We start from the raw sequence: 22,071 nt of genomic DNA on the forward strand, positions 1-22,071 counted from the left end.
TATTGAATAAATGCTGTGAGCCTTTTGTTTGAGACAGGTTATGCTGCGCTACGGACGAAGAACTTAGACTTACCCGTGGCAACGATTGAGCTGTCAGCGAGTACAGCACCTTCAATATCGAAGCTACCGTAATCAGTACCGATCAAGTCTAAGCCTGATGTGGGTGTGGGCTTCCACTTATAAAACTTCAGCATCCACGGTTTACCGGTTGAGTCGTTAATACCGTCAACAACCACACTGACCGTTTTGCCTGATTCCGTTAATGCCTGCAACGCATTACCCGCTTGGCTGGTGTAGCCAATGGTTAATGTTTGGCCTGCTGTAATGGCGCCAGTCGATAACGCGCGGATACCTGCGGCACTGACAACATAATCTTCATCAAGTACATAAGTCACATCACCCGCTTCATTTTTAACAACTGGGGCGATACTGGTATCAATCATTTTTGCGGTTTGTGCTAAGCCATCGAGCACAGCAATAATTTCTTCATCTGCGACGGGTGTTGCAGTTAATACATCAATCTTACCGCGCATAGCTAGTGCTAAGTTTTCGTTGTTAAAATCGTAAAAGGTCGCACTTAATTTTACAGATTTAATCAACGTGACTTCATCGGCATAACCTCCGCCACCACGGTAGTTGGGCAAGGATTTGGTTTCTTGTTCGATAGCGAGCTTTACGCCGCTCACGTTGCCACAGTCACGGCCATCGATATAGACGATCGCTGAGCCGATGTAACTTTCGGTTACTATTTCACTCATAGTGAGTCTCCAAATTTAACGGTATTAACAAGGGATAAGGTGAACACCGCTAGGCCGTGTTCTTCATGGGCTTCGGGCATGATGTACTTGCAGGGCTCTGTCTCTTTAAAGCTGATCACCGAGGGCAACCAGCTAGGTTTTTCAGGGAAGCGTTCATCTTTATAGAATGCACTTCGGATAGCGCGCACGAGGTTGATTAGCTCACTGGTTGGTTGCGGATTTTTAGCGAGTTTTACGCCAGCAACCACTTGCAGCACCAGATCATCCTTATATTTATCAATGCCATTTTTAGCGTCAAAGGCATCGGTATAAGGCTGCAAAAAGATGAACTTGCTTTCTTTGGCAATGGACTGCACATAAAAACCTTCACGTACAGTGGCGCCGTCAACCAGCCCGAGGCGGTCTAAGATTGCTTGGATCATGAGTTTGTCTCTTAGTTAACGGCTAGCGTGGTGGCCGTAGCGTTCGCGTAGATGCTTAATAATTGGTGGCTCAATATCTTCTTCCACGCCTCTGAAAGCTTGTAAGACAGAAGGGCCATATTTAGCCTTAATCCCTTTATCTTTTGCTTGTTTAAAGGTGCGCCACTTTTCGCCTCGATGACGCTCGTACATTACAAAATTGCCATTTCTACCTATAAAGGTAAAAGTGCCTTTAAACCAGTGTGGTTCATTGCGCAACGAACGGATGATGTGACCATCAGCTCTTGACCTCCCATTTTTACCTATCCGTTTTTTGCCTGAAGCAAAGCGGGTTAAGGAACTCGAGCGGTAACGGGCTGTAACGAAACCCTTTAAATTTCGAGGGTCTACACTGTAGCTAATCAAGTTTTCTACATAGCTTTTTGAATTGAAACCATACTTGTTGAAGATCGCATCGACCGCCGCTTTTTCACCAAACTTTACCGAGTCCTCAATCGCCCGATTAATCGCTGGCGCTTGTGCATCACGAATGCGGTTAAGTTCCTTTGTTACCGCCTCCATGCCTTCAATCTTTATGCGTGCCATAGCTAGGCCTCAATCTGAATATAGATAAAGGCCACGCTGACCGAATCCATGCTTACCCTTTGAGTGAGCCGTCCTTGCTGGACGCTAGTGCCCTCACCTATCGCAAACTCATCACCAGAATTTACCGCCCCTTCGGATTGTAAAAACTCAGCACGACTGATTAGCTCGGGAATATATTCATTAGAAGAGGCCGCAATTTCTGCACCGTTATCATCCAAACTCACCAGGCGAGTAAATGGCGCGGAGCCATCGCTTGGGGTAAAAAGGCACGGGTCAGCCAAACGCTGAAACAGCCGCACCATTTTACCCCGCACGCGATCGGCAAAGTGGTTGCCAACGTTAGGCATTGATCTTCACCCAGACGGTTTCGGCGCCATTGCCAGCTGCCAACCACGCCTTACCGACTTTGGTATTGTCGGTGGCGGTGGTGGTCAGTTCTTTTTCGGTGTCGTCCCAATACAGATCAACACCTAAAGCGACCACATCTGTGGATTTTTTAGGGAGTTCAAACACGCCTTCAGTTACACCTGTACCTTCGGTATCTGCGGCAATGGCGCCAATCGCCACAACTAACAATGTGGCCAGTAATACCGCTTCACCACTGGCAACTGCGGCGGTGGGCGTAAAGCTAATGGTCTTGCCATCTTGCACATAATTTTTCATGAGAGTGTTCCTGCTTAAAAACAAAACTGAATAAAAAAGGGCTATCGTTTGATAGCCCATTTATGTCGGTTTAGCGCTGTTTACACGCCTGTTGATTTCACCAAGCCACGGTAATCAAGCGGTGCAACACCCGCGTCGATACGCACTTTGGTGGCGACGCCGTCGATAGTGAAGCCCTGTTGCTGCTCAATGTAAGGTGTGTCGATGCCATCAAGGTAAGCCACCTCAATGGTGTCGCGGCCTTGACCCGCAGAAAGGAACCACTGAACCGCGCTGTTATCATCTAAACGAGGCTCAGCAATCACTTCGGCAAAGTTTTGGATTGGGTTAGCAATACCTGAATTCACATCGGCACCTTTAACAGAACTGGACTTAATGATCTGATTAAACGTGGTTTCAAGCGCTACAGGGCACAGTACAAACTCAGGGCGAATATTCAGGTGGCGATTACCCGATTTTTGCTTACGCATTAACATGCGATTGGCATCGAGAGCCGCCACACTTGGCGCACCGGAACCTAAGTTGCCGTGTTCATTATGGAACAGCGTTTTGCCATCAGCCATTGCGGGGTTTTTGGTTAATACCGCATATACCAAATCGCCAATGGTACCTTTGGCGGCAAAGCCCATTTTCATTGGAATATCAGTCAACATACTCATATCGTCGTTGATAATGGCCTGACGAGTAATGCTGAACAACTCGCCATAGGTAGCCAGCGCGATTTGTTGTGCATGGTCGCCAACGGTGACGTACTTGTATTCCGCACCTTCACGTACTTGGCGCAGGCTATTAAAGTCACCAAGGCCGATACGTTTGGCTATATTAAAGTTGCCTAGTTGACCTTTTTTGGTCCAACGCTCGAAGGTTTCTTCGGCGGTTTCCCAGCCCATTAACACTGATTTATTAGCTACATCTAACAGGATATTGCCAAAGTCGCTTGAGCTGTGTGTAAAGGCTAAGCCGACCATATCCATTTTGTTGAATCCAGCGCAGCCGATACCGCGATCTAACAGTGAGGCGCGCGCCAACTCAAGCATGGTGTAGCTCGAATAGTTGTTGCTAGCTTCAGCTTTTGCATGGCCGGAACGCGCCATTAACTGAGCGCGAATCGAGTCACCAACGATATTGCCGTTACCCGCATAAATAGTCGTGCGAGGTAACGTAGCGCACGGTGTAGTGTTCTCACCCAACTTTGCCAAGATCATGTCTTTGGCTTTATCAGCATTGATGTTGGCATCGGCAATACACTGATTACGTAACTCTGCTAACTCAGGAAAGAAAGTAAATGCCGCATTGATACCGTTCATACGCTCAGTATTAAACGCAATCGCAGCCGCTTGAATAGCTGTGGTATCAGGTTGTGTTGCTGCAGGCGCAGGCAACTGAGCATTAGGTGCTGCTGGTGCTGGCACGAGTGGGTTGGGAGCACTGTTACCCTGCGGTGCAAACAGGTTTTTGAGAGCTTCAGGCATATTAGTAAAATCCTTAAGACGTTTTGAATTAAGTGATGCCGCCATTTGCAGCGGATCGGTGAGGGTGTTGGCAAAACCTTTTTCCACTGCTTCGCGGCCTGTTAACCAAGTTTCAGCGGCTAATAAGGCGTGAAGTTCATCTTCTGACAAGCCTGTTTTGTGTTGGTAGGCGCCCACTAAATTGCCTTCAACCTTATCGAGCAAGTCGGCGTATTTGCGCATATCTTCAGCATCACCGAGAGTTCCACCCCAAGGCTTATGCACCATCATCATGGCGTTTTCAGGCATGATGACTTCATCAAAAGCCATGGCAATCACACTGGCCATCGAAGCAGCAAGGCCATCGATGTAGCAAACTTTGTGCGCTGGATGGCCTTTGATCATGTTGTAAATCGCCATACCTTCGAATACATCGCCGCCTGGCGAATGAATACGGGCGGTAATGGTGCCCACTTTGCCTAGGGCCTTTAGATCACGGGCGAACTGTTGCGCACTAATGCCCCAGCCGCCAATCTCGTCATAGATCATTAACTCGGCATTACCGTTTTGGGCTTTGAGGCTATACCAGCTATTGGCGGGTTTATTACTCTGGTTCAGCGTTGCGACGGGCACGCTCAGCGCTCCGCTTGGCAGCATTGCGCTTAGCATTGCTGATGCTATTGGGGTCTTTTTCACTGTTAGGATCTCCTAGCGAGGGGTCGGGGTCATTGGCCGTGACCATGTTGTTTTCGCGGTTGTAATCCACCTCACGCTTACGCTGGCGTTTTACTTCTGCAGGATTACGGCCACGGGCGCGAGTCCAATCGGCCTCGGTTGCGACGTTGGCAGCGATCATCATTTCCCAGCCTTCGGCCTCTTTGCGTGGGTCAATCCATGGCATGGTGGGCCCGTAGTACACGGCATCAAATAAAGTGCGCATGTCGAGATCAGGCGGTAGCACTAATGGGTCCTGCTTGTTGTGCATTTCCATTTTGAGAAAATTGCGGAACACAGGCCGCGACCAGCCAGCACAAAACCACTGCTGCATAATTCGGTTGGATTCGTCTTGCTCAACTAGCTCTTGGCGCTGGCTTGAATAACTGCCTTTGTAGTCACGGGCAATGCTGGAATAGCTGCCACGGGTACCAGCTGCGGCGGCTTTTAATTGACCGTTACGAAAATCAACTAAGTGCACATTAGGGCGGTTTGATTCAATCATGCCCACATCTTCACCGGGCTTGAGATCATCGAAGGTCATGCCAGGTGCAATGGGGATTTCGCGGCTTGACGATTCACCACTTGAGTCAGGAACAAACATGGCGGCATCACCGCGCTTGATGTAAAACGCCAGCGCGGCCGCAATCCGAGCCGCTACTCGCTCAGATTCCTCATAGTCTTTAATATCGCCAAGGCGGGTTAAAATGCCGTGGAATAACGAAGCGCCGCGCAGTTGGTGCAGGCGTTTAAATAAGCCTAAGTGCATCATGCTCGATGCTGGTATCACTTTGGTTTTGTAGCGAAAGCCGACTTGATCCGCAGGGTGATCGAGCAATACGTGATAGTTAACCACTTGGCCCCAGCCGTTAACCTCAAGCCCTTGGCGTACCCGCTTTGCTGGTTCGTTTAACTCGTAGGGGATAAAGTCGGCTTCTAACGCTTCAATACTGTATTGAGTGCCTTGCTCATTTGGGTGGCCGAACTTCGACACTTTACCCATCACATGCTGGCCGAACACATCACCATCACGCAGGGCGCTACGTAACACCAAGCGTTCTAATTCAGGGCGACTAAAGCGGCCCGTCACATCACACTTAAGCGACCATGCACCGAAACGGCGTTGAATATCGTTAGCTAAGTCATCAAGGATTTCACCGCTAATACTGCGCGGCTGCGGTTCAACCACAATCCCTTGGGCACCGATCACCCGTTCTTCCATCCGGTCGAGAATGCCGATACTGAGATCATGATTTTCGTCTAACCAGCGCGCTTGCTCACGCAGGCTTTTACCTGCGGCAAATACCGCTTGGTTAGCCCCGCGACTTTCCTTTTTAGCGCGATGCGTGCGGCTTGGGCTGGCGGCTTCATACCCTTTCAGGTTGCGGTAGCTCATTGCGGCCGCTTCACGCTGTAATGCTAAACGCGGGGCAAATATCGCCAGCGCATCATTGATAATGCTCATGTGTTGCTCCGACTTATATTTTTAGAAGTGCCTTATTAATGCGGCTTGATTAGTTAAAGCTGGCTAACTTGACGCCACCCTGTGGGCGGCTAAAGGCACTTAATCGGCGCTCCCACTCAAGCCGACCTTTGCGAATTTCGCCTAGGTCCTCGGTGGTCATTGTTTTGCCGTTGATCGTGGTTTGCTTGCCTGCTAACACATCAAGCTCGGCCTGAAAGTACGCATCGATCATCTGTTGGCATTGGGTTTGGGTCATGCTGTTATCCTTGGCTTTATGCTATTTACGACAGCCGATTAACTACAGCCAACCGCCAGAACTGCCACCACCGCCACCGTTTAGGTAAGCAGCATTTGCATTGGCCTGTTTTACGGCTTTGGGTTTTGGTTCTTTGGGTTGGTCGCTTGATATGGCGATCGGGGTAACTTGTGAAAGTTTGTCGAGGTTAATGCCGAATTTCTCTATCGCGATATACAACGCGGCCAAGGCGTAAACGAAACAATCTAACGCCTCGTTGCGGCGCTTTTGGTTGTCCCATTTATAGATGATCCGCCCGTTTTGGCGCACCGGCACCTTGCGTTCGCTGGTGAGCTGTTGCAGCTCAACGTCATCACATACCGCTTCGTTGAGCGGAAAGTGAATCGCACCAGGTTTGCGCACATCCACATCAGGGGCAATCCGCAACATCGACATCAACAACTCTTTGGCGTTGTCGGTACCGACCTCCGTTAAGTACACGCCTTTGGCGGTTCGCTTACGGGGGAAGTTGGCGATCGGCTTGCCGTAAACGTTGGCACCTCTAATGGGTATAACCCGCATTAGTCCAAGCTTTTTACTCATGGCGTAAACGTCATCGGTATAGTGGCCGCCTGAGTCCCAACCCACTACGCCAATATTGAGCACAACACCATCGGCACGGGCATAGCTTTGCGCAATACGCTCAGCCACTTTGTCTTTAAGAACTTGATCAGCGGGATCACCATGGAGAATAAAGCGGTCAATTAGCGCCGCCTCTTTACCCGCACCCCAGCCCCAAACACGGCCTTCGTAACGGTTATCTTGGGTGTCGATACCGCAAGTTAAATACACCACCCAATTAGGCACTTTGCCACTCGGGTACATTTCGCGGCGCTTCGCTAATTCTTCCCACTCTAAGCGCTCGCCGTTGTCGTTATCCCATGGCTGGCCTAACTTAGTGTTGACGAAAGTCTGCAGCTTTTCTTTATCGCCTTTGGCTTTAAAGAACTCAGTAACCAGTTTCGCCCAGCTGTTGAGCGAGTTATAGGCCGACCAGATATGAATCGAGATATTGGGCGGCGTGGTGATGTCGTTTCCGTCGGCATCATAAAAGTCTAAAAAGTCTTTAGTGTGGATGCCGGTGTTTTCGCATATCCAAACTGCGCTTGGGTGCAGCTCCATATCATCGAGCTGATTGTTTTCGATACAGCAACCACAGTGCTCACACAGATAATAGGCTGTGCTTGGATCGTGCTCACCCTTGGCATTTTTATGCCACTTAATCCCAAAGGCTTCTTCGGGGCCGCCCCACTTTAAATCCTGCAGTTCGTCGCAGTGTGGGCAAGGTAAGTTGAACCTAAAATAGTGCGGTGATTCGCTGCAGGCTTTTTCAATCTGGCAGGTACCGAGCACTTTAGGCGTTGAACCGCGGATCGACTTAGGAAACATCGACAGTTCGATACGAGTATCACCAAGCGATGTGGCGTTACCTTCGTGCTCGATGGATTCATCAAAACCCGCTAGCTCATCGTAGATCACATCATCGGTGGAGATTTCGCGATAGTTAGCTGCAGCGGTACCACCGCGCACCATCAGCGTTTTGCCGTTGGTGAAAATCTTATCTTCTAGCGTGCTGTCTTTATGCTTGCGCCCCATCCAAGGCGCAAGCGATCGCCACACAGGGATATCACGAATCGCCGTTTCAACGTGCTTTTTCATGAAGGTTTTGGCTTGACCATCACGAGGCTGATAGATCAACACGTTGCGCTTTTTGTGTTCAATCTTGTAAGCAGCGTTAGCCATCAGCATTTTGGTGTAACCGACACGCGCTGACTTCATTAAGTTAAGCGTGCTGATTTGGTCATTACCCATGGCATTAAGAATGCCAATTTGAAACGGTAAACTTTCCCACTTACCCTCGGTGTAAGAGGACTCCGACGACATGTAAAAGTGCTCGTCGGCATATTCAGAACAGGTGAGCATCGGTGGGCGATAGAACGAACGCAGCCCAGCAGCAACGGCAGCTTTCAGATTTTTAATCTGCGCGGCCGATATACTCATCTAATAAACCCTCAATGCCCTCCGCAAGATCGGCGGCGGTGTTTTGGCTTTTAATCACCTCCGCTTTGATAGCGTCGATTGTGCGTTCTGGAATGTCGGGGAATTTGCGTTTTACCCGTATGTGTATTTGATCGAGCACTGGGGCAATTTGCGCAGCAATGCGATTTAGCACAAAGGTAGCAAAATTAACTTCGACCACTTCTTTGAGGTCTTTTTCGTTTTTAATCTCCTGCCCAACTGCTTGGGCTCGGATTAAGCGCCAGCGTTCGTAGTCCATATCTGGCTTATCGGGATCATCTTCATCGGGTTTAGTGATGGTTTTTTTACGCTCGTTGGCAAGTCTGTTACCCACCACATCGGCCATTTTGTATAAACACACGCGACCGAGCTTGCTGTGCACTGGCACGTCCCACTTATCAAACGCTTGGGTGCTGATCTCAAGGCTTTTGCATAGGTCGGTTTTACTCAGTAGAACAGGCTCGGGTGGTGATGGTTGAATGCGTGCCATGGTGTTCATCTACCTGTTTTAACAGTGCTGCTTTCAGCTGCATCTCCGCTCGGTGTAACTCTTGGGCGCGTAGTTCGTCCTTATCTGTTTGACGTTGCTCACGGCGGCGGCGCAACTCCTGATAAAAAACGTTGGCTAATAGGGTGACGAGCGCGAAGAATATCCCGAGCAAAATGGCGATTTCATTCAACGTAAACGCACCTCCAATTGTGCTCATGAGCGACGATACATAAGCGCTAAAAGTCAGCGATTTTTGAGTGGTCACATCATTAATGTATGGATTGTTCATGCTGTTTTTCCATTCGCCATGTTTCGAGTTTCTGCCAATCGGTATCACACTTGGCGATCACGGCTAAGAGTTGAATGATGCAATCGGGCAGATCGGCATTAGCATCTGAACTACATTCGGCTGGCAGGCACTGGCTCATTAATGATTGCGGCGGTAACACATATTGGGTCTGCTTGGTGACTACGGTGCGCGCAATAGGCGGCGTGTTTGAGCAGCCGCTTAACATCATCAGGCACAGCAGTATTAGCCCAACTTCGGGTTTGTTCATTGGCTGAGGTCCTTAGTTTTTTAATGGCTTCTCGCTGATCAGCAAGCTGGCGATCAATCTCGGCCTTGGCTTTAGCGGTTTGTTCATTGAGCGCTAAGGCAAAGGCGTAATCCTTAGCGAGCCTGTCACGTTCTTTGGCCTGCGCTTGCAGTTCATCGGTAACAACCGTGAGATCATCTTGCAGCATTCGCTGGTTAACGGCGGCCGTTTCAATCTGCGAGTTTTTTAACGCGAGATCAGCTTTAACAGCGGTAAGGCTAAGGCCAAGTAGCGTTATCACTATGATGAGCGCTGCGATTAAATACAGGTGCAGCGAGCCAGTGGCATTAATGATTTTGTTCCACATATAAATCCTTTAAGCAGATTTTACGTTCTTTTTTGCGGCGTTCGACTAAGCCAGGCAACTTGATATCAGCGGCATAGACAAAACCATTACAGCCGTGTTTACCGCATGCCTCGGTGAGCTGGTGACAAGCGGCCACCCTTTCTCCGCGCAGTAACAGCTTGCGCAAGGTGGAGGTTTGAAAGTTACCCGCACCAAAGTTGTAAATCAGACTGAGATAAGCAGCGTGCTCACCTTCGGTAAGTTGCACCGGATACGTTAGCCGCCGCAGCTGCCGATCGGCTTTGCCTAAATCCTTGGCGAACATTTCAATGCATTGCTGCTCGCTAAAAAACTGGTTTAGCTCAAGCTCGGTGCCAGTGTGCCCAAAGCAAGCGGTGATAACTTCCACCGGATCAAGATAGGTGTGCAGAATGGGCTCGCCGTTCGGCGCTTCAGCGGGGGCAATCAAATTAGCCCCCGCCAGTGCGACAGCAGAAGAAAGCCCCAGTGCCATGAGCTTTTGCTTTAATGACATAGGTCAGTCTCCTTTAAAATTAGGTTAGCCTTAGCGCGGCCAACGGTTAGATCAACGGTGAGGTAGCCGCCTCTAACAGCTGATGTTTTTAGTGTCTTTCAACGTCCGTAGCGGCAATGTCAAACACCACGGCAACACATACCCACCACGACCACCATTGCAGCGACCGCTTTTTTTCAGCGGGGGTTAGCTAACGAACAGCTATTTGGATGTTTGCGAACAAGAAATAGCGCCAAATAAAAAGGGCCCCTAAAAGGAGCCCTTGGCAGAGAAATAACGTGCGACTGAATAAATGTAACCTTAGCAAGCGTATACAAATGTACTCGATTTTAAGGGCCTTGAAAGCGGCAAATGTGCCGCATAAAGCGACAAAAGTGCCGTTTCGGAATTTGTAAATATGTGATACGTGAAAACTTAATCACAGAGGATTTATCGTTTTACTTATCGCTTAAGTGATTTGAGTGATAAAAGCATTTAGCTGAATTTACATTTTACTTATCACTTAACTGATTTAGCTATTTTCAGCGGTAGGCAACACGAACCATGAGAACCATATTCCCAACGCCAAGAAAATGGTCATCACGTAAAAAATTCAGATAAGGGGAAACTGGATGATCGAAGGATCAAAAAACGATCTGACAAAGTTGTTATATTCGGCGGCAAAAATGACCATCAAACATCACTAGGCACACACTTAATAAAATTAAGATAAATCAAAATGATAGGTTAACATTTTGTTACTTGAATTTCTTTAGATTTTAGGGGGCTCATAAAACAACAACCAACCTCCCCAAAATTCTCATATGTAGTGAAGCATTGCGCGTCACTGCCCCCGCAGTGAATCGAGCCGGAAGGACCCGTGATGATAATAGGTCGCATCTAGCTCTGATGATAGCCATTCTCATTTGAACAGACCGCGCCTAACCTATTGACAAAGATGATATTTCACAACCAAACAACTCGTCGCGATAGTACTTGAGTTCCGCTATCGACTCCCGAATATCGGCTAAGGCTTCATGCTGATACTGCTTAGCCTTAATCGCATTACGCTCAACCTCTGGCGCCCAAGCTCTAGCTGCGAGCCCTATTGCTGATATGTCTAGCTGCCTGTAATGCATGTACTCATGAAGCTCAGGCATTTGGCACATGATAAACGAACGATCAAACATGATTGAGTTACCAGCAAACACCACACCAGTCTTAGCTTTACGGTCATGCTTAGGTATTCCCAGTGCTTTCAGGTGTTCGATAACCATCTGCTCAGCATGTGCTAACGATACTGATGAGGCACGAACAGCAGCTAACAACCCACTCTTGGTATGCACATCTATCGCCCACTCATGTGACCTTGCAATGTGTTCATCGTCTTGATGCACAACAACGTGCAGCGCTTCACCCACTTGGTTTAACTCACTATCAGTCACGATAAAGGCCAGCTCAAAGATAGGGTAATACTCCATACCCAGCATCCCATTGTCTAAGCGGCCGTTCAGTCCACCCGTTTCTAAATCTCCAAACAAAAAGAATTGCTCCATCACCCACCTCACTTTGCTAATTGAATCTCTGCCCTTCTCAACCAATACACATACGACTTCTTGCTATCGAACCCCATCAATGCCCACTGGCCTTTGCACACGTAACAGGTGCGAATCGCCCGAATACAATTTGGCGATAAACACTCAATCATCCTATCGAACTGGACCACATGCTTAGGAACGCTCAACTCCCTAACCAACGCACATCCATAAACCTGCACCTCGCCTAACTTATCGCAAGCACTACGATTAGTGAAACCTTTACCGAGTTCTTGGAACGCCCAATAACGCCCCCAGGCATTGAGCCCAGCACGAAGGGCTTTCATGTTGACCAAGTCATCACGCCCATCAGCAACCAATGTCACTCTTAAATTAGATGGCCTCATTCGCTACCTCCGTGATCTGCTCAATCGATAAATGAAATACATCATCCAAGATGGCAAGAAAATGGTTAGAAGGAACATTGCTTTTGCCGCTCTCCCATCGCTGATAAGTACGGCGATCAACTCCGTAAATCTCAGCCACTTCATGCTGACTAAAGCCCCTAATACCACGCCCAGTTTTTAGAATGATTGCTGACCGATTGCTCATAAAACCACCTTAATTTGTGCCATTGCATACTCTTGTAAGGCTGATGCAACGATCATCACAGCCACCCACTCGCACCAAGGGTTTGAGTACTCCCAACATTCTCAGACGATCTAGGGATTATCTCGGGCGCAACCTCACTAAAACCGAGCGAAATTAAATGCGCATGATACGCATCAAGCGCACTCAACATGCCCTTATCCAAAGTCGAATGAACATAGGTACGCAAAAGCACAGGCAAGGCATGATTAAGCAACCGCTCACCCACCATAGTATCCACGCCCATGTCTTGGATAATCGTGCGGCAAAGCTTACGCAAATCATGCGAAGTAAACTCCTTAAACCGAATCGTCTCACTCCAATAATGCGCAGTGCGCTGGCTAATAGCGCCAACATCACCCGCAAACAAAAACGCCCGCTTACCCACATTTTTAAGCTGCCACTGTAAATAATGCTGGATCAACGCCTTAGCCGTAGGCGTTAACGGTAGCCGGTGCTCTTGGCGGTTCTTCGCATTCGCCGCAGGGATAAACCAATACTCACCCGCAAAATGCTCCCATCGTGCCAATCGGGTTTCACCAATGCGCGTCCCAAACATCAGCATCAACATAAACAACATCGCCACCGGCATAAATGCATCCCGCAACGCCACAAACAACGGCCCTAAGTCCGACTCCATCAACCGCGTATCAGGCTTAGGTGATAAGGTTAAACTCATCGTCACTCGATACCCCATCAGAGGATTAAGCAATAACAACCTAAAATCCGCCGCCAAACTCAACGCCCGCTTAAGCACATTCACACTCAAACGAATATAATGCGGCGCATAACCCTCATTCAGCATCAGCTTCACCAACGCACTATCCACCACCAAAAACGACAACTCAGCCAAGGCCACATTCCCCAACTTAGGCAACAACTGCTTACGCATAATCGACCTACAGTTATCGCGCCAGCTCGGGCTTAACGTCGTATTACCATCCAAATAATCCCCATACCACAACAGCAAATCAGTCACAGTCGCAAACTCACCGCGCAACACATCCGCGCCCGCACTGCGCTTAGCCAGCATCACAGGTAAATCCGCTAAAAACGTCTTAATACACATACTTGGCCACACGCCTTGCTTCTTCCAAACCGTCTTATCCCCCTCATTAATCACCAAATGCACACTCGCCTTCGCCCTATCCGCCGTTGCCCGTAAACGCACCTCAGGAAACTGCGGGTCCCTAAAATCCCGCGTCAAACCGCTACGTAACCAACGGCGCAGCGCAGCATCGTTCAACTTACCCACCTCAACCCCGCTAGCAGCCATCGTTTGCCCCCTTAAGCCCTAGGTTTGCTCGTAAATTGGCAATAATCGATTTTGCCTTTGCCGCCTCAGTGGGCCGCGTCACCGTTTCAGGTAATGCCTTTGGCAACTCAACATCGGTCAACTCGCCACGGCTAAAGCGTCTGCATAACACTTTGTAATTGCGCTCAAACGTCATCAACACGTCCTTTTCAAGCCCAGTGGCAAACATCCAACTGCCTGTCTCGCGCACCGCTAAGCGCACCACATCATGGCTCCACGTATGCTTGTCAGGATGATGGTAATGGCGGGTTGCCTCCTTAAACGCCGCCTCTAACTTAGGCAGCCCTAAATCACAGGCCGTAGGTTGACACCACAAAGCAAACTGGCGTGGTGTCGGCCAAAACTGCCTATCACCCTGCTCGCGTCTGGCGCGATTTAATCCCGCTTGCACTTGCTCGCGGCTTGCAATCCCCTGCGCCGCCAAGGTTTTAAGCCACTCGGCTTTGTGGGTCGCTTCGTCCTCAGGCCGCGGCGCACTCACAGGAAACAACACCCGCAACTTGCTAAACACACTGTCCACAATCGCCATGTCCATTGCCGTGGGTTCAGGTTGACTCACACGCCCCTGCCCAACCAGCGGCTGGCGGATTAAGGTCTGCAGTGATTTCATGCTCGCATTTTGGTTGGCAGTCATATCAAAGGATCCTCAGGGTCATACACCGCATGGCGCCAATCCACTTGCCCAACAGCGGTGGCCATCGGTCTTGGCAACGGCGTTAGCCAATGGCGTTCGCGGATAAACTTGGTAATACCCAACACAAACTGGCCGTTCGCGCTAAAGCCCCAACTGGTATCCAGCGCCGCAGCGTCCTTCAACCAGGTCACCGCCAACACACAATCGGCATCGGTCAGCTTTTCGGCCTTCCACGCTTTCCACGCAGCCGAATCCGACCCGCCTTTGCGATGGGCGGGATAGGCTTTAAAAAACGCATTGAAAACCGACTTAGCACTCGTTGCTGGACAACTATCTTTTAAAGATTCATTGATAGGTTCTAAAGAGTGATAGATTCCGGTGCTATCTGGTGGCACAGGGGGTGTGCTATCTGGTGGCATACCTATGCTATCTGGTGGCACCCCTTCGGTGCTATCTGCTAGCACAGGGGGTGCTACCTCGTAGCAGATTGAAATCGTGTAAATATTGGTTAAATTTCCCTTAGGTCCCTTACGATTTTTAATCGTCACAAAACCCATATCAACCAAGGCCGCAATATGCTTTCTCACAGTGCTATGACCAATCTCGCACTGGTCAGCAATATGCTGATGGCTCGGCCAACACTCGCCATTATCGTTCGCGTTGTCGGCCAGCTTAATCAACACCAGCTTACGCAGTGGATTACCCACCTTGGCCTTCATCGCTTTTACCATCAATTCCATGCTCATAAACCACCGCCTAACTGCGCGACAGCCAGCACAAAATTGACGAAATCATCATGTATACGTAACATGTAATCGCCTCACATAGGTATTAAGCCCGCGCTCAGTCGCCAAACTTCAGCGGGCTTTCTTATTTCAACTTCAACCCTTTATGTTTTGTCACATCATCAATACTCAGCCATCCAAGTGATAAATATCCCGCGCCAAATTAGTGCGTAACTGGCTATAAATATCGCGCCGCTTGATATGCTTGGCCTGATTAACGGGGTCAATACGCGTCACCTCAATCGAACGCTCGGCGCGCATTTCTTCCATCTGCAAGTAACCCAAAAACCAATCCACACACACCCGCGGCAACATCAAGGTGCCTTCATCACCTAAAATCACCCGACTCACCACTTTGTTGGCGATCTCCACTAAGCTGACGTTATCTAACGCCTCTAACTCGGGTTGCGTTCGCAACAGCTCAACAATGCGCCCAACCTGCAAGCGGCTAAAAATATCCAAGGTGCTAAAACCGTAAAAAGTCGATAACTCACGCCGTAAATCAACTTGGCACATGGGTAACGTGTTTTTACTCAAGGCTGCCGCCTGCATCATCAGCACGTTAGCCTGAGCAACCAATAACGCGACCTTTGAATCGACCGCTTCATCCTCTCGCCGCATATAATCTGCAAACGCTGGCGTAACAGGTTCATCATCACGATTCGCAACATCGCCATGCACCGAACACGCGGCGCCGCCCTCCAAACAACAGATTAAACATTCAGGATCAAACATATCGCCCCCCTTGCATGCCTTAAAGCCGTGGTATCAAGGCCGACAATTGACCCAAAGCCCATGCTTACGTAACATGCTGTTGCCTCACTTAGGTATTAAGCCCGCTGCCTCCACAGCTCTAGCGGGCTTTCTTATCTTTACCGCTAATCAACATGCCAATCACTTCTCGGCCACGTATTGCGCCGCCTTACCGCCATGACTCGCTAAATACGGATACGCCAGCTCTAACGCCGCCATGCTCGCTTGCGTGGTTGCCGCCGACTCTTTTAACTCACGGTGCGCCGCCACTAATTGCTCGCGCTTCGGCGCCGGACCCAAATGGATCACCGCCACTTGCGCCTCGGCGTTCTCTTTGGTGAGCGATGCCGCCATATCGGCCACATGCAACACATGGCCGTCATTCATACGGTCTGCAATGACCGTCACCCCAGTGCAACCAAACACATCGTTGAGATACTGCACCCGCAAATGCTCGGGCAGTGCCGCCACCAATGCTTGCTCAACATGAAACAAGCGATCCACCTGCGGATGCTGGCCCTCGTACTGGCCGAGCCAACGGAACAGCTTTTGGGCATTAATCCGCGCATCGTTGTGTACGTCTTGAGTGCTCGCAAAGCTAATGCCCTCCGCCGCTAACACCTCGCTCAGCCCAAGGCGTTCAACCGCCGCAACAAAATCTATCGCCAACGCAAAGCGCGTCATCTTGGGTAACTCCAACACCCGATGAATCGTTTTCATCAACAAATTCAAACGGCTATCTTTTTTACGTGAATGGGTTTTCATGTGTACTGTCCTCCTTCAACCTAAAGTGAACCTAAGCCACACTCGCGGGCTTAGGATTATCTAAAACAACGACGGGGTTAACTTTGAGTGCACCATGGCTTAGGCGCTCAATTTGATAAGCACGGAGTTCGGGAACGTCTTCACCCCACTGGCTAATTGCAGAAGGTTTGATGTTCAAAACCTGAGCTAGCTTGGTTTGAGAACCATAAAATTTGACAGCATCATCTTTTGTCATGGGTTGATCTCCACACCGAATAAATAAGTTTTCTTACACAATAGAAAGAAAGGAAACTTATGTCAACAAAAGATAAGATCACTTACATGAAAACACTCGGTCAGCGCATACGCGAAAAGCGTAAAGAATTAGGTATCACCCAAAAAGCACTTGGTGCTTTAGTTGGGGTTTCTGCTGTTGCAGTAACTCAGTGGGAAAAAGATGAGACAGCCCCAAAGGGCGCAAATTTATTTGCTTTAGCGAAATCATTGAAATGTGATCTCAGCTGGCTTCTAAATGGACAAGTCGCTGCGAAACCTGAATCCAATGCTGAATGGGCTGGCGGCTTTGATCTATGGGACAACGATAGTCCACTGGGTGAGGATGAAGTCGAAATTCCCTTTTACGTGGATATCGAACTCTCGGCGGGTGAAGGCATTGCAGAAGGTGTTGAATATAAAGGCCCTAAGCTCCGTTTTGCCAAAAGTAGCCTTAAGCGTCAAGGTGTAAACACAGATCATGCGGCCTGTGTCAAAGTGAATGGCAACAGCATGGAGCCAGTATTACCCCACGGTTCAACTGTCGGTGTAGATACCTCAGCCACCGAAATAGTGGACGGTAAAATGTACGCCATTAACCACGATGGCATGATGCGTGTCAAAATGCTCTACAAACTCCCCGGTGGTGGCCTGCGCCTACGTAGCTACAACACCGATGAGTGGCCAGACGAGCACATCAATAACGAACAACTTAAAAACATTAAAGTGATTGGTAAAGTGTTTTGGTATTCAGTATTAATTTAAAATCTATTGAATTCAGCTAATGCTGACTTCAATAGAAAAAATAAAAACTTATAACAAATTCTAAATTACTACTAACTAATTAAATAATATTTATTCTCAATTTTTCTATTGAATTCATTTAATATTACTCGCATATAATTAATCACTTGATCTTTTATTTCTTTTAATTCTGGAACACTTAAATCTCGCCCACATTTTGAAAAAGAAATATCACCATGCGCTAAATCATTTCTATTGGATTTGACTTTAACTAACTTTTCCGATTTTAGACTTTTTATTTCTTCAGACAAAATACCATATTTTTCTAATAACTTTCGAATACTCTGTCCATCTAAATTTCCAGATATCTCAGGTTTCTCTGGAATACTTAAAACAAATTCGAAGATATCATCAACAATAGGGAAATAATACTCTAATTTATTTACAGTTTTACCAGAAATTCTTGGTGTTTTTTCAGAAAAAAACTTTGTTTTATCTTGAAACCAAATTTTCCTTATCTCAGGAATTAACATTCCATATTTACTATTAGAACCATTAATATCTTGAATCAGCTTTACCAAAGCACTCTTAAAAGAAGATTCAATCAAGTTATATAATAGTAAAAATAAATTTGCCTTAAAAATCTTTTTAACTTCTGAATCAATTTTAATTTTTTCAAATTCAACATCGTAAAGATCGCCAATACAAGCATTAGTTGCGGTTATTTGTTCCATAAATTGAAAATAAAGCTCAATTTCATTAACTCTACTCTCAAAATCCTCCATTTCTAAATCCATTTCTAAATCCCCAACAACTTATTTTTTACAAAATCAATTCGTCCAACTAATTTTGATTTATTGTTCGCAGCATCAGAACGAGTTTGAATATGGAACTCATCTGAATCGATCCATTCAACATTATTCACGCTAAGATCTGGATTTAAAGCTATAGCATTTGCAACACCTACCGATATTGCCTCGAATCTAACTCTTGGAGTTGAGTTAGCTCCTTCAAATTTTCTAAAACCATAAGGAAAGTTTTGGTCAACAAAATTAAGCATAGCAAGAAACTTAGCTTTCATCTCACGTTCGATATCAGCATTCCAAGTTTTTGTTATACCCTTCATATAGGTATCTAGGAAAGGACTGACTGTTCCCCTATAGCCAACTATTGGATCGCTTGCCGAATAAGCAAAAAATCTTAAGACTCTTTCTGTATTCTCTTGACGTAAACCTACTTTAACACTTACTGGACAAAGTTTTTTGAAGAGTTCTTCCTCTGCACATTCAGAAAGAAAATCAGCAAAAGGTCCTGCAAAAGCCCCCTTTCTAATTTCAGCTGGTTTGAGCTCATCACTACCAGTATTAAGCCTTTCAAAAAGATCATATCTTGCTTCAGAGGTTGTTTTCTCTCCTAATAATATTGCTCGAATTGATTTAGAACGGAATCTTTTCTGTCGAACTAAAGGTAGATCATTAAACTTTTTACCGTTCAATAATGTTAATTGTTTAAGTCCTTTAAGTTTCAAGTCTCCAACTATGAAACTATACAGTGTTCTTAACCGTTGAGAACCATCCACAACCTCCATATTACCTGATATATCAGCTAGAAATAGATAAGGGATTGGAACACCTATTATCATTGATTCTATGAATTTAGACTGACGCTCATCGGTCCAAACAAATTCTCGTTGATAATCTGGTATATAAATAATATCACCAGTATTTTGTTCCTCTTCTAGAAAAAGAAAATCTAAACTTCTTTGGTACATTTCAATAATAACACCAACGGGATATTCCGTAGTATCATAATCATACGACTGCATACATAATTTTATTTGATTTTCAATTGCAACTTTTTCATCAGACTGAGCTAACATATTTAATTCCTTTTACTTTGAGACAAATATAAATCAACAAGCATTGCACTAATTTTCGGAGGAACTGCATTTGCTATCATCAAGTGCAAATTGCCACGAGTTTTGTAATCTTTAAAACTAAAGAAGTCAGGAAAACCTTGGATACGAGCGGCCTCATGAGGAGTTAAAGTTCGTCTTCTCAATGGATGGACAAATCGACCTTGGCCCATGGTGCTAAAACCTCTTGTGATTGTTGATGACGGTTGATCCCATTTCAAGCGACCGTAGGAAGTTTTATAAGTATGCTTTTTATTCTTATGACAATCAGGTCGCATTTCATTTGGAAGATCATATAATTCATGATCAAAAAGGTAATCAATGCGTTCTGAATGCGCAGTTACGGAAGGAGTATCAAATATAGAGTCAGAATTTTCTCCATTATCAATAATGTCTTCAATAACATCAGACAAGACGGAGCTGGAACGATAGGCATCTAGATTAAAATCAATTTTTTCTATTGAAGCGACTTGAATATGTCTAACTCTATTTTGTGCAATACCAAAGCTAACAGTTTTAATTATTAAGTTTTCAACTGTGTAACCTAACTTCGTCAGAAAGTTAGCACTTTCTTGCAAAATGTTATCTGAATCGTATTTAATATTTAATACATTCTCAATAACAACAAACTTCGGTCTGCACAATTCAACAAAACGAATTACTTTTAAGTATAATTTATTTCGAGGGTCTTTAGATCTAGTATGATTATTCAATCTAGAATGCCCTTGACATGGAGGACCAGCTAAAAGTACGTCAATATTACTATTATTTAGCTGAATCTCTCTCTCTGTAGCAGAAACAATATCACCTGGATAATTCGAAATCAGCTCTGAAATGTCACCTTTATGAATAGCTGACAAACTTTTATAAAAATTGCTTTCATAGGTATTTGCAGCTTGCGTATTCAACTCTACTGCAAGTTTGATGTTGCTTGACAATCCGTGTTTTTTCGCTGCTTCCAAAGCACCAAGGGTTAACCCACCACAACCCGCGAATAGATCTACGATGTTGATTGAATGTACGAATTGATTATAATTCGGAGGCTCAAAACACCTAAGCCATTGATTGTCACAGACATTACTATTCATTTCACTCTTTCTCTACATGTACAAATATTGCGGATAGTATTATCCAACACTTACTAATTTAACTCTGTATTTGGCGTATTTTACTCTACATTAAGGAAGAAAATAAGTAACACTAACAATGTAAGTTTTAGTTTTTATTAAAATTAAAGTGAACTGATAAAAGTGCAGGTCTTTGAACCTCAATTCATAACTAATAGTGAGCTAATTATGGTTTAAGCCATTATGAATTCATCTGATTTCAATATTTTAGCCCACTTCAGTACTCGTTCAAAAAATCACCAAAACAAAAACACTCAAAAATAAGTTAACTTTCCAATTGACGACAAAGATAAGTTATCTTATCTTTTACCTTGTACCCACTACCGAGGACAAGGAAATGATTCTAGCGAAAGTTCACACCACACCTAAGCAACGCGATGAGTTTCGTCTACTGGTTGCAATACGTTTTGCCTGCTTGATGGCGCTGGCCAAGGGCCACACAGACCCGATGGATTGCCCACGGGCGCAAGCCCGTTGCGCCGAACTGGTCAAGCATTTTGCCTATCACCACCCAAGCCCTGCGTTTTACCGCCAGTTCATCCGCCACACGGGCGAACTCGGGCTCAATTTCTGCCTGCGCTTCACTGAGCCCCAACAAGGCTTGTACGGCAAGGTGATGGTGTGGCGTAACGAGCAGGCGGCCACTAACGTGCATCCGCTGCAACTCACCCAAGCGGAGCAACCAACATGAAAGGCATCAACACCGCGTTTTTGCTTATGGCCCAGTTCAACAAAGTGATAGTGCCACTGGATCAAATCAGCAAAGAGTATTTTGGCCTCGAACCGCGTACCGCGGCCAACTATGCCAAAGCCGGCCGCTTGCCCTTAGCCGCCTTTCGCACCAGTAACAGCAACAAAGCGCCTTGGATGGTCAATGTCACCGACCTTGCCGAATACCTCGACAAGCAACGCGACGCCGCCAAACAAGATCAAATCAACTTAGCGTAATCAGCGGCTCAGTGGGGAGGTATCTATGTTTTTTGTTTACGGCGTGTCCATGACCTTAGCGAAAAATCAAGCGGCCAAAAAGTGCAGCACCTCAGTAGGCGCGCACCCTAACCGCCGTCAACTGAGCCCCGATGAGTACCAAGCTAAGTTGGATGATATGGCGCAGCACTTGTTTGAAACCATGAAGCCACAACGCCTGTCGCATTCGTTATCGACGCCCGCGCTGTGCCAGCAATATATCGTTTTAGCCATGACCCAAGAAGCCCACCGCGATGTGCATATTCGCTATCACAAGCTGTCGGACAAGGTGAACCCAAAAACCAAGAAACCCATCATCAATCTGGTGGTGTTTAACGGCGAAGCCGCAGCTTAGCCCTGCTGATTCAAAAGGA

General features: G+C 46.7%; 30 protein-coding genes. 4 read left to right on the forward strand and 26 right to left on the reverse strand.

Annotated elements, in window-relative coordinates; genetic code table 11:
- Positions 1-38 precede the first annotated feature (38 nt).
- The 23 genes from DYH48_RS17715 to DYH48_RS17820 all read right to left on the reverse strand — a co-directional run bounded on the left by DYH48_RS17715 (position 39) and on the right by DYH48_RS17820 (position 16,928).
- Positions 39-758, reverse strand: a complete 720-nt coding sequence (locus DYH48_RS17715; protein WP_106649474.1) for a phage tail tube protein — start codon at positions 756-758, stop codon at positions 39-41.
- The gene (locus tag DYH48_RS17720) at positions 755-1,180 is read right to left on the reverse strand and encodes a hypothetical protein (RefSeq protein WP_105251452.1); all 426 of its coding nucleotides are present in this window, start codon (positions 1,178-1,180) and stop codon (positions 755-757) included. The genes DYH48_RS17715 and DYH48_RS17720 overlap by 4 nt, the downstream gene beginning before the upstream one ends.
- A gap of 15 nt (positions 1,181-1,195) precedes the next feature.
- A complete protein-coding gene (locus tag DYH48_RS17725) occupies positions 1,196-1,765 on the reverse strand; it encodes a hypothetical protein (protein ID WP_115335506.1) in 570 nt (189 codons plus the stop codon).
- 2 nt (positions 1,766-1,767) lie between these two features.
- Positions 1,768-2,112 (reverse strand): hypothetical protein, encoded by a 345-nt coding sequence (locus tag DYH48_RS17730; RefSeq protein WP_115335507.1) that lies wholly within the window; start codon positions 2,110-2,112, stop codon positions 1,768-1,770.
- Positions 2,105-2,428: a DUF2190 family protein gene (locus DYH48_RS17735; protein WP_106649470.1), complete on the reverse strand. Its 324-nt coding sequence runs from the start codon at positions 2,426-2,428 to the stop codon at positions 2,105-2,107. The genes DYH48_RS17730 and DYH48_RS17735 overlap by 8 nt, the downstream gene beginning before the upstream one ends.
- 80 nt (positions 2,429-2,508) lie before the next feature.
- A complete protein-coding gene (locus DYH48_RS17740) occupies positions 2,509-4,575 on the reverse strand; it encodes a ClpP-like prohead protease/major capsid protein fusion protein (RefSeq protein ID WP_256613092.1) in 2,067 nt (688 codons plus the stop codon).
- Positions 4,484-6,058 (reverse strand): phage portal protein, encoded by a 1,575-nt coding sequence (locus DYH48_RS17745; protein ID WP_115335508.1) that lies wholly within the window; start codon positions 6,056-6,058, stop codon positions 4,484-4,486. Before DYH48_RS17745 ends, DYH48_RS17740 begins: the two co-directional genes overlap by 92 nt.
- Before the next feature lie 49 nt (positions 6,059-6,107).
- On the reverse strand, positions 6,108-6,314 hold the full coding sequence (locus DYH48_RS17750) for a DUF6148 family protein (RefSeq protein WP_012196681.1): 207 nt from the start codon (positions 6,312-6,314) through the stop codon (positions 6,108-6,110).
- Between the two features lie 42 nt (positions 6,315-6,356).
- Entirely contained in the window at positions 6,357-8,354 is a 1,998-nt protein-coding gene (locus DYH48_RS17755; RefSeq protein WP_115335509.1) for a phage terminase large subunit family protein, read from the reverse strand.
- Positions 8,329-8,862, reverse strand: a complete 534-nt coding sequence (locus DYH48_RS17760) for a terminase small subunit (RefSeq protein WP_012088279.1) — start codon at positions 8,860-8,862, stop codon at positions 8,329-8,331. Before DYH48_RS17760 ends, DYH48_RS17755 begins: the two co-directional genes overlap by 26 nt.
- Positions 8,816-9,151: an HP1 family phage holin gene (locus DYH48_RS17765; protein ID WP_012586805.1), complete on the reverse strand. Its 336-nt coding sequence runs from the start codon at positions 9,149-9,151 to the stop codon at positions 8,816-8,818. The genes DYH48_RS17760 and DYH48_RS17765 overlap by 47 nt, the downstream gene beginning before the upstream one ends.
- On the reverse strand, positions 9,132-9,380 hold the full coding sequence (gene lysC / locus DYH48_RS24130) for an Rz1-like lysis system protein LysC (RefSeq protein ID WP_370452679.1): 249 nt from the start codon (positions 9,378-9,380) through the stop codon (positions 9,132-9,134). The genes DYH48_RS17765 and lysC overlap by 20 nt, the downstream gene beginning before the upstream one ends.
- Positions 9,262-9,765: a hypothetical protein gene (locus DYH48_RS24015; RefSeq protein WP_115335510.1), complete on the reverse strand. Its 504-nt coding sequence runs from the start codon at positions 9,763-9,765 to the stop codon at positions 9,262-9,264. The genes lysC and DYH48_RS24015 overlap by 119 nt, the downstream gene beginning before the upstream one ends.
- Positions 9,746-10,279, reverse strand: coding sequence for a lysozyme (locus DYH48_RS17775; protein WP_115335511.1), 534 nt, complete (start codon positions 10,277-10,279; stop codon positions 9,746-9,748). Before DYH48_RS17775 ends, DYH48_RS24015 begins: the two co-directional genes overlap by 20 nt.
- A gap of 920 nt (positions 10,280-11,199) precedes the next feature.
- Positions 11,200-11,814, reverse strand: coding sequence for an oligoribonuclease (gene orn / locus DYH48_RS17780; RefSeq protein WP_115335512.1), 615 nt, complete (start codon positions 11,812-11,814; stop codon positions 11,200-11,202).
- An 8-nt stretch (positions 11,815-11,822) separates the two neighbouring features.
- Positions 11,823-12,200: a hypothetical protein gene (locus tag DYH48_RS17785; RefSeq protein ID WP_106649461.1), complete on the reverse strand. Its 378-nt coding sequence runs from the start codon at positions 12,198-12,200 to the stop codon at positions 11,823-11,825.
- The gene (locus tag DYH48_RS17790) at positions 12,187-12,405 is read right to left on the reverse strand and encodes a helix-turn-helix transcriptional regulator (protein WP_115335513.1); all 219 of its coding nucleotides are present in this window, start codon (positions 12,403-12,405) and stop codon (positions 12,187-12,189) included. Before DYH48_RS17790 ends, DYH48_RS17785 begins: the two co-directional genes overlap by 14 nt.
- A 55-nt stretch (positions 12,406-12,460) precedes the next feature.
- Entirely contained in the window at positions 12,461-13,717 is a 1,257-nt protein-coding gene (locus DYH48_RS17795) for a tyrosine-type recombinase/integrase (RefSeq protein WP_115335514.1), read from the reverse strand.
- The gene (locus DYH48_RS17800) at positions 13,707-14,390 is read right to left on the reverse strand and encodes a replication protein P (protein WP_115335515.1); all 684 of its coding nucleotides are present in this window, start codon (positions 14,388-14,390) and stop codon (positions 13,707-13,709) included. Before DYH48_RS17800 ends, DYH48_RS17795 begins: the two co-directional genes overlap by 11 nt.
- Complete coding sequence (locus DYH48_RS17805) at positions 14,387-15,136, reverse strand: helix-turn-helix domain-containing protein (RefSeq protein ID WP_115335516.1); 750 nt, start codon at positions 15,134-15,136, stop codon at positions 14,387-14,389. Before DYH48_RS17805 ends, DYH48_RS17800 begins: the two co-directional genes overlap by 4 nt.
- Before the next feature lie 168 nt (positions 15,137-15,304).
- Entirely contained in the window at positions 15,305-15,910 is a 606-nt protein-coding gene (locus tag DYH48_RS17810) for a hypothetical protein (RefSeq protein WP_115335517.1), read from the reverse strand.
- A 159-nt stretch (positions 15,911-16,069) separates the two neighbouring features.
- Positions 16,070-16,693 (reverse strand): toxin YdaT family protein, encoded by a 624-nt coding sequence (locus DYH48_RS17815; RefSeq protein WP_115335518.1) that lies wholly within the window; start codon positions 16,691-16,693, stop codon positions 16,070-16,072.
- 31 nt (positions 16,694-16,724) lie between these two features.
- Complete coding sequence (locus DYH48_RS17820; RefSeq protein ID WP_106649455.1) at positions 16,725-16,928, reverse strand: Cro/CI family transcriptional regulator; 204 nt, start codon at positions 16,926-16,928, stop codon at positions 16,725-16,727.
- An 86-nt stretch (positions 16,929-17,014) separates the two neighbouring features.
- On the opposite strand from DYH48_RS17820, the gene DYH48_RS17825 reads away from it, so the two are divergent.
- Positions 17,015-17,710, forward strand: coding sequence for a S24 family peptidase (locus tag DYH48_RS17825; protein ID WP_115336164.1), 696 nt, complete (start codon positions 17,015-17,017; stop codon positions 17,708-17,710).
- A 71-nt stretch (positions 17,711-17,781) separates the two neighbouring features.
- Here the strand turns inward: DYH48_RS17825 and DYH48_RS17830 are convergent, their stop codons facing one another.
- The 3 genes from DYH48_RS17830 to DYH48_RS17840 are packed head-to-tail and all read right to left on the reverse strand — an operon-like array spanning position 17,782 to position 20,692.
- Positions 17,782-18,486, reverse strand: coding sequence for an MAE_28990/MAE_18760 family HEPN-like nuclease (locus DYH48_RS17830; RefSeq protein ID WP_115335519.1), 705 nt, complete (start codon positions 18,484-18,486; stop codon positions 17,782-17,784).
- A gap of 2 nt (positions 18,487-18,488) precedes the next feature.
- Positions 18,489-19,568: a DUF262 domain-containing protein gene (locus tag DYH48_RS17835; protein ID WP_115335520.1), complete on the reverse strand. Its 1,080-nt coding sequence runs from the start codon at positions 19,566-19,568 to the stop codon at positions 18,489-18,491.
- A gap of 2 nt (positions 19,569-19,570) precedes the next feature.
- Complete coding sequence (locus tag DYH48_RS17840) at positions 19,571-20,692, reverse strand: DNA cytosine methyltransferase (RefSeq protein ID WP_115335521.1); 1,122 nt, start codon at positions 20,690-20,692, stop codon at positions 19,571-19,573.
- 376 nt (positions 20,693-21,068) lie between these two features.
- On the opposite strand from DYH48_RS17840, the gene DYH48_RS17845 reads away from it, so the two are divergent.
- The 3 genes from DYH48_RS17845 to DYH48_RS17855 are packed head-to-tail and all read left to right on the forward strand — an operon-like array spanning position 21,069 to position 22,052.
- Positions 21,069-21,422 carry a hypothetical protein gene (locus tag DYH48_RS17845; protein WP_115335522.1) on the forward strand — a complete coding sequence of 118 codons (354 nt, stop codon included), beginning with the start codon at positions 21,069-21,071 and terminating at the stop codon, positions 21,420-21,422.
- The gene (locus DYH48_RS17850) at positions 21,419-21,679 is read left to right on the forward strand and encodes a pyocin activator PrtN family protein (protein WP_006082040.1); all 261 of its coding nucleotides are present in this window, start codon (positions 21,419-21,421) and stop codon (positions 21,677-21,679) included. Before DYH48_RS17845 ends, DYH48_RS17850 begins: the two co-directional genes overlap by 4 nt.
- 25 nt (positions 21,680-21,704) lie before the next feature.
- Positions 21,705-22,052 carry a hypothetical protein gene (locus tag DYH48_RS17855; protein WP_006082041.1) on the forward strand — a complete coding sequence of 116 codons (348 nt, stop codon included), beginning with the start codon at positions 21,705-21,707 and terminating at the stop codon, positions 22,050-22,052.
- Positions 22,053-22,071: the final 19 nt, after the last annotated feature.

Origin of the sequence: Shewanella baltica (genome assembly GCF_900456975.1) — a bacterium.
Taxonomy (GTDB): domain Bacteria; phylum Pseudomonadota; class Gammaproteobacteria; order Enterobacterales; family Shewanellaceae; genus Shewanella; species Shewanella baltica.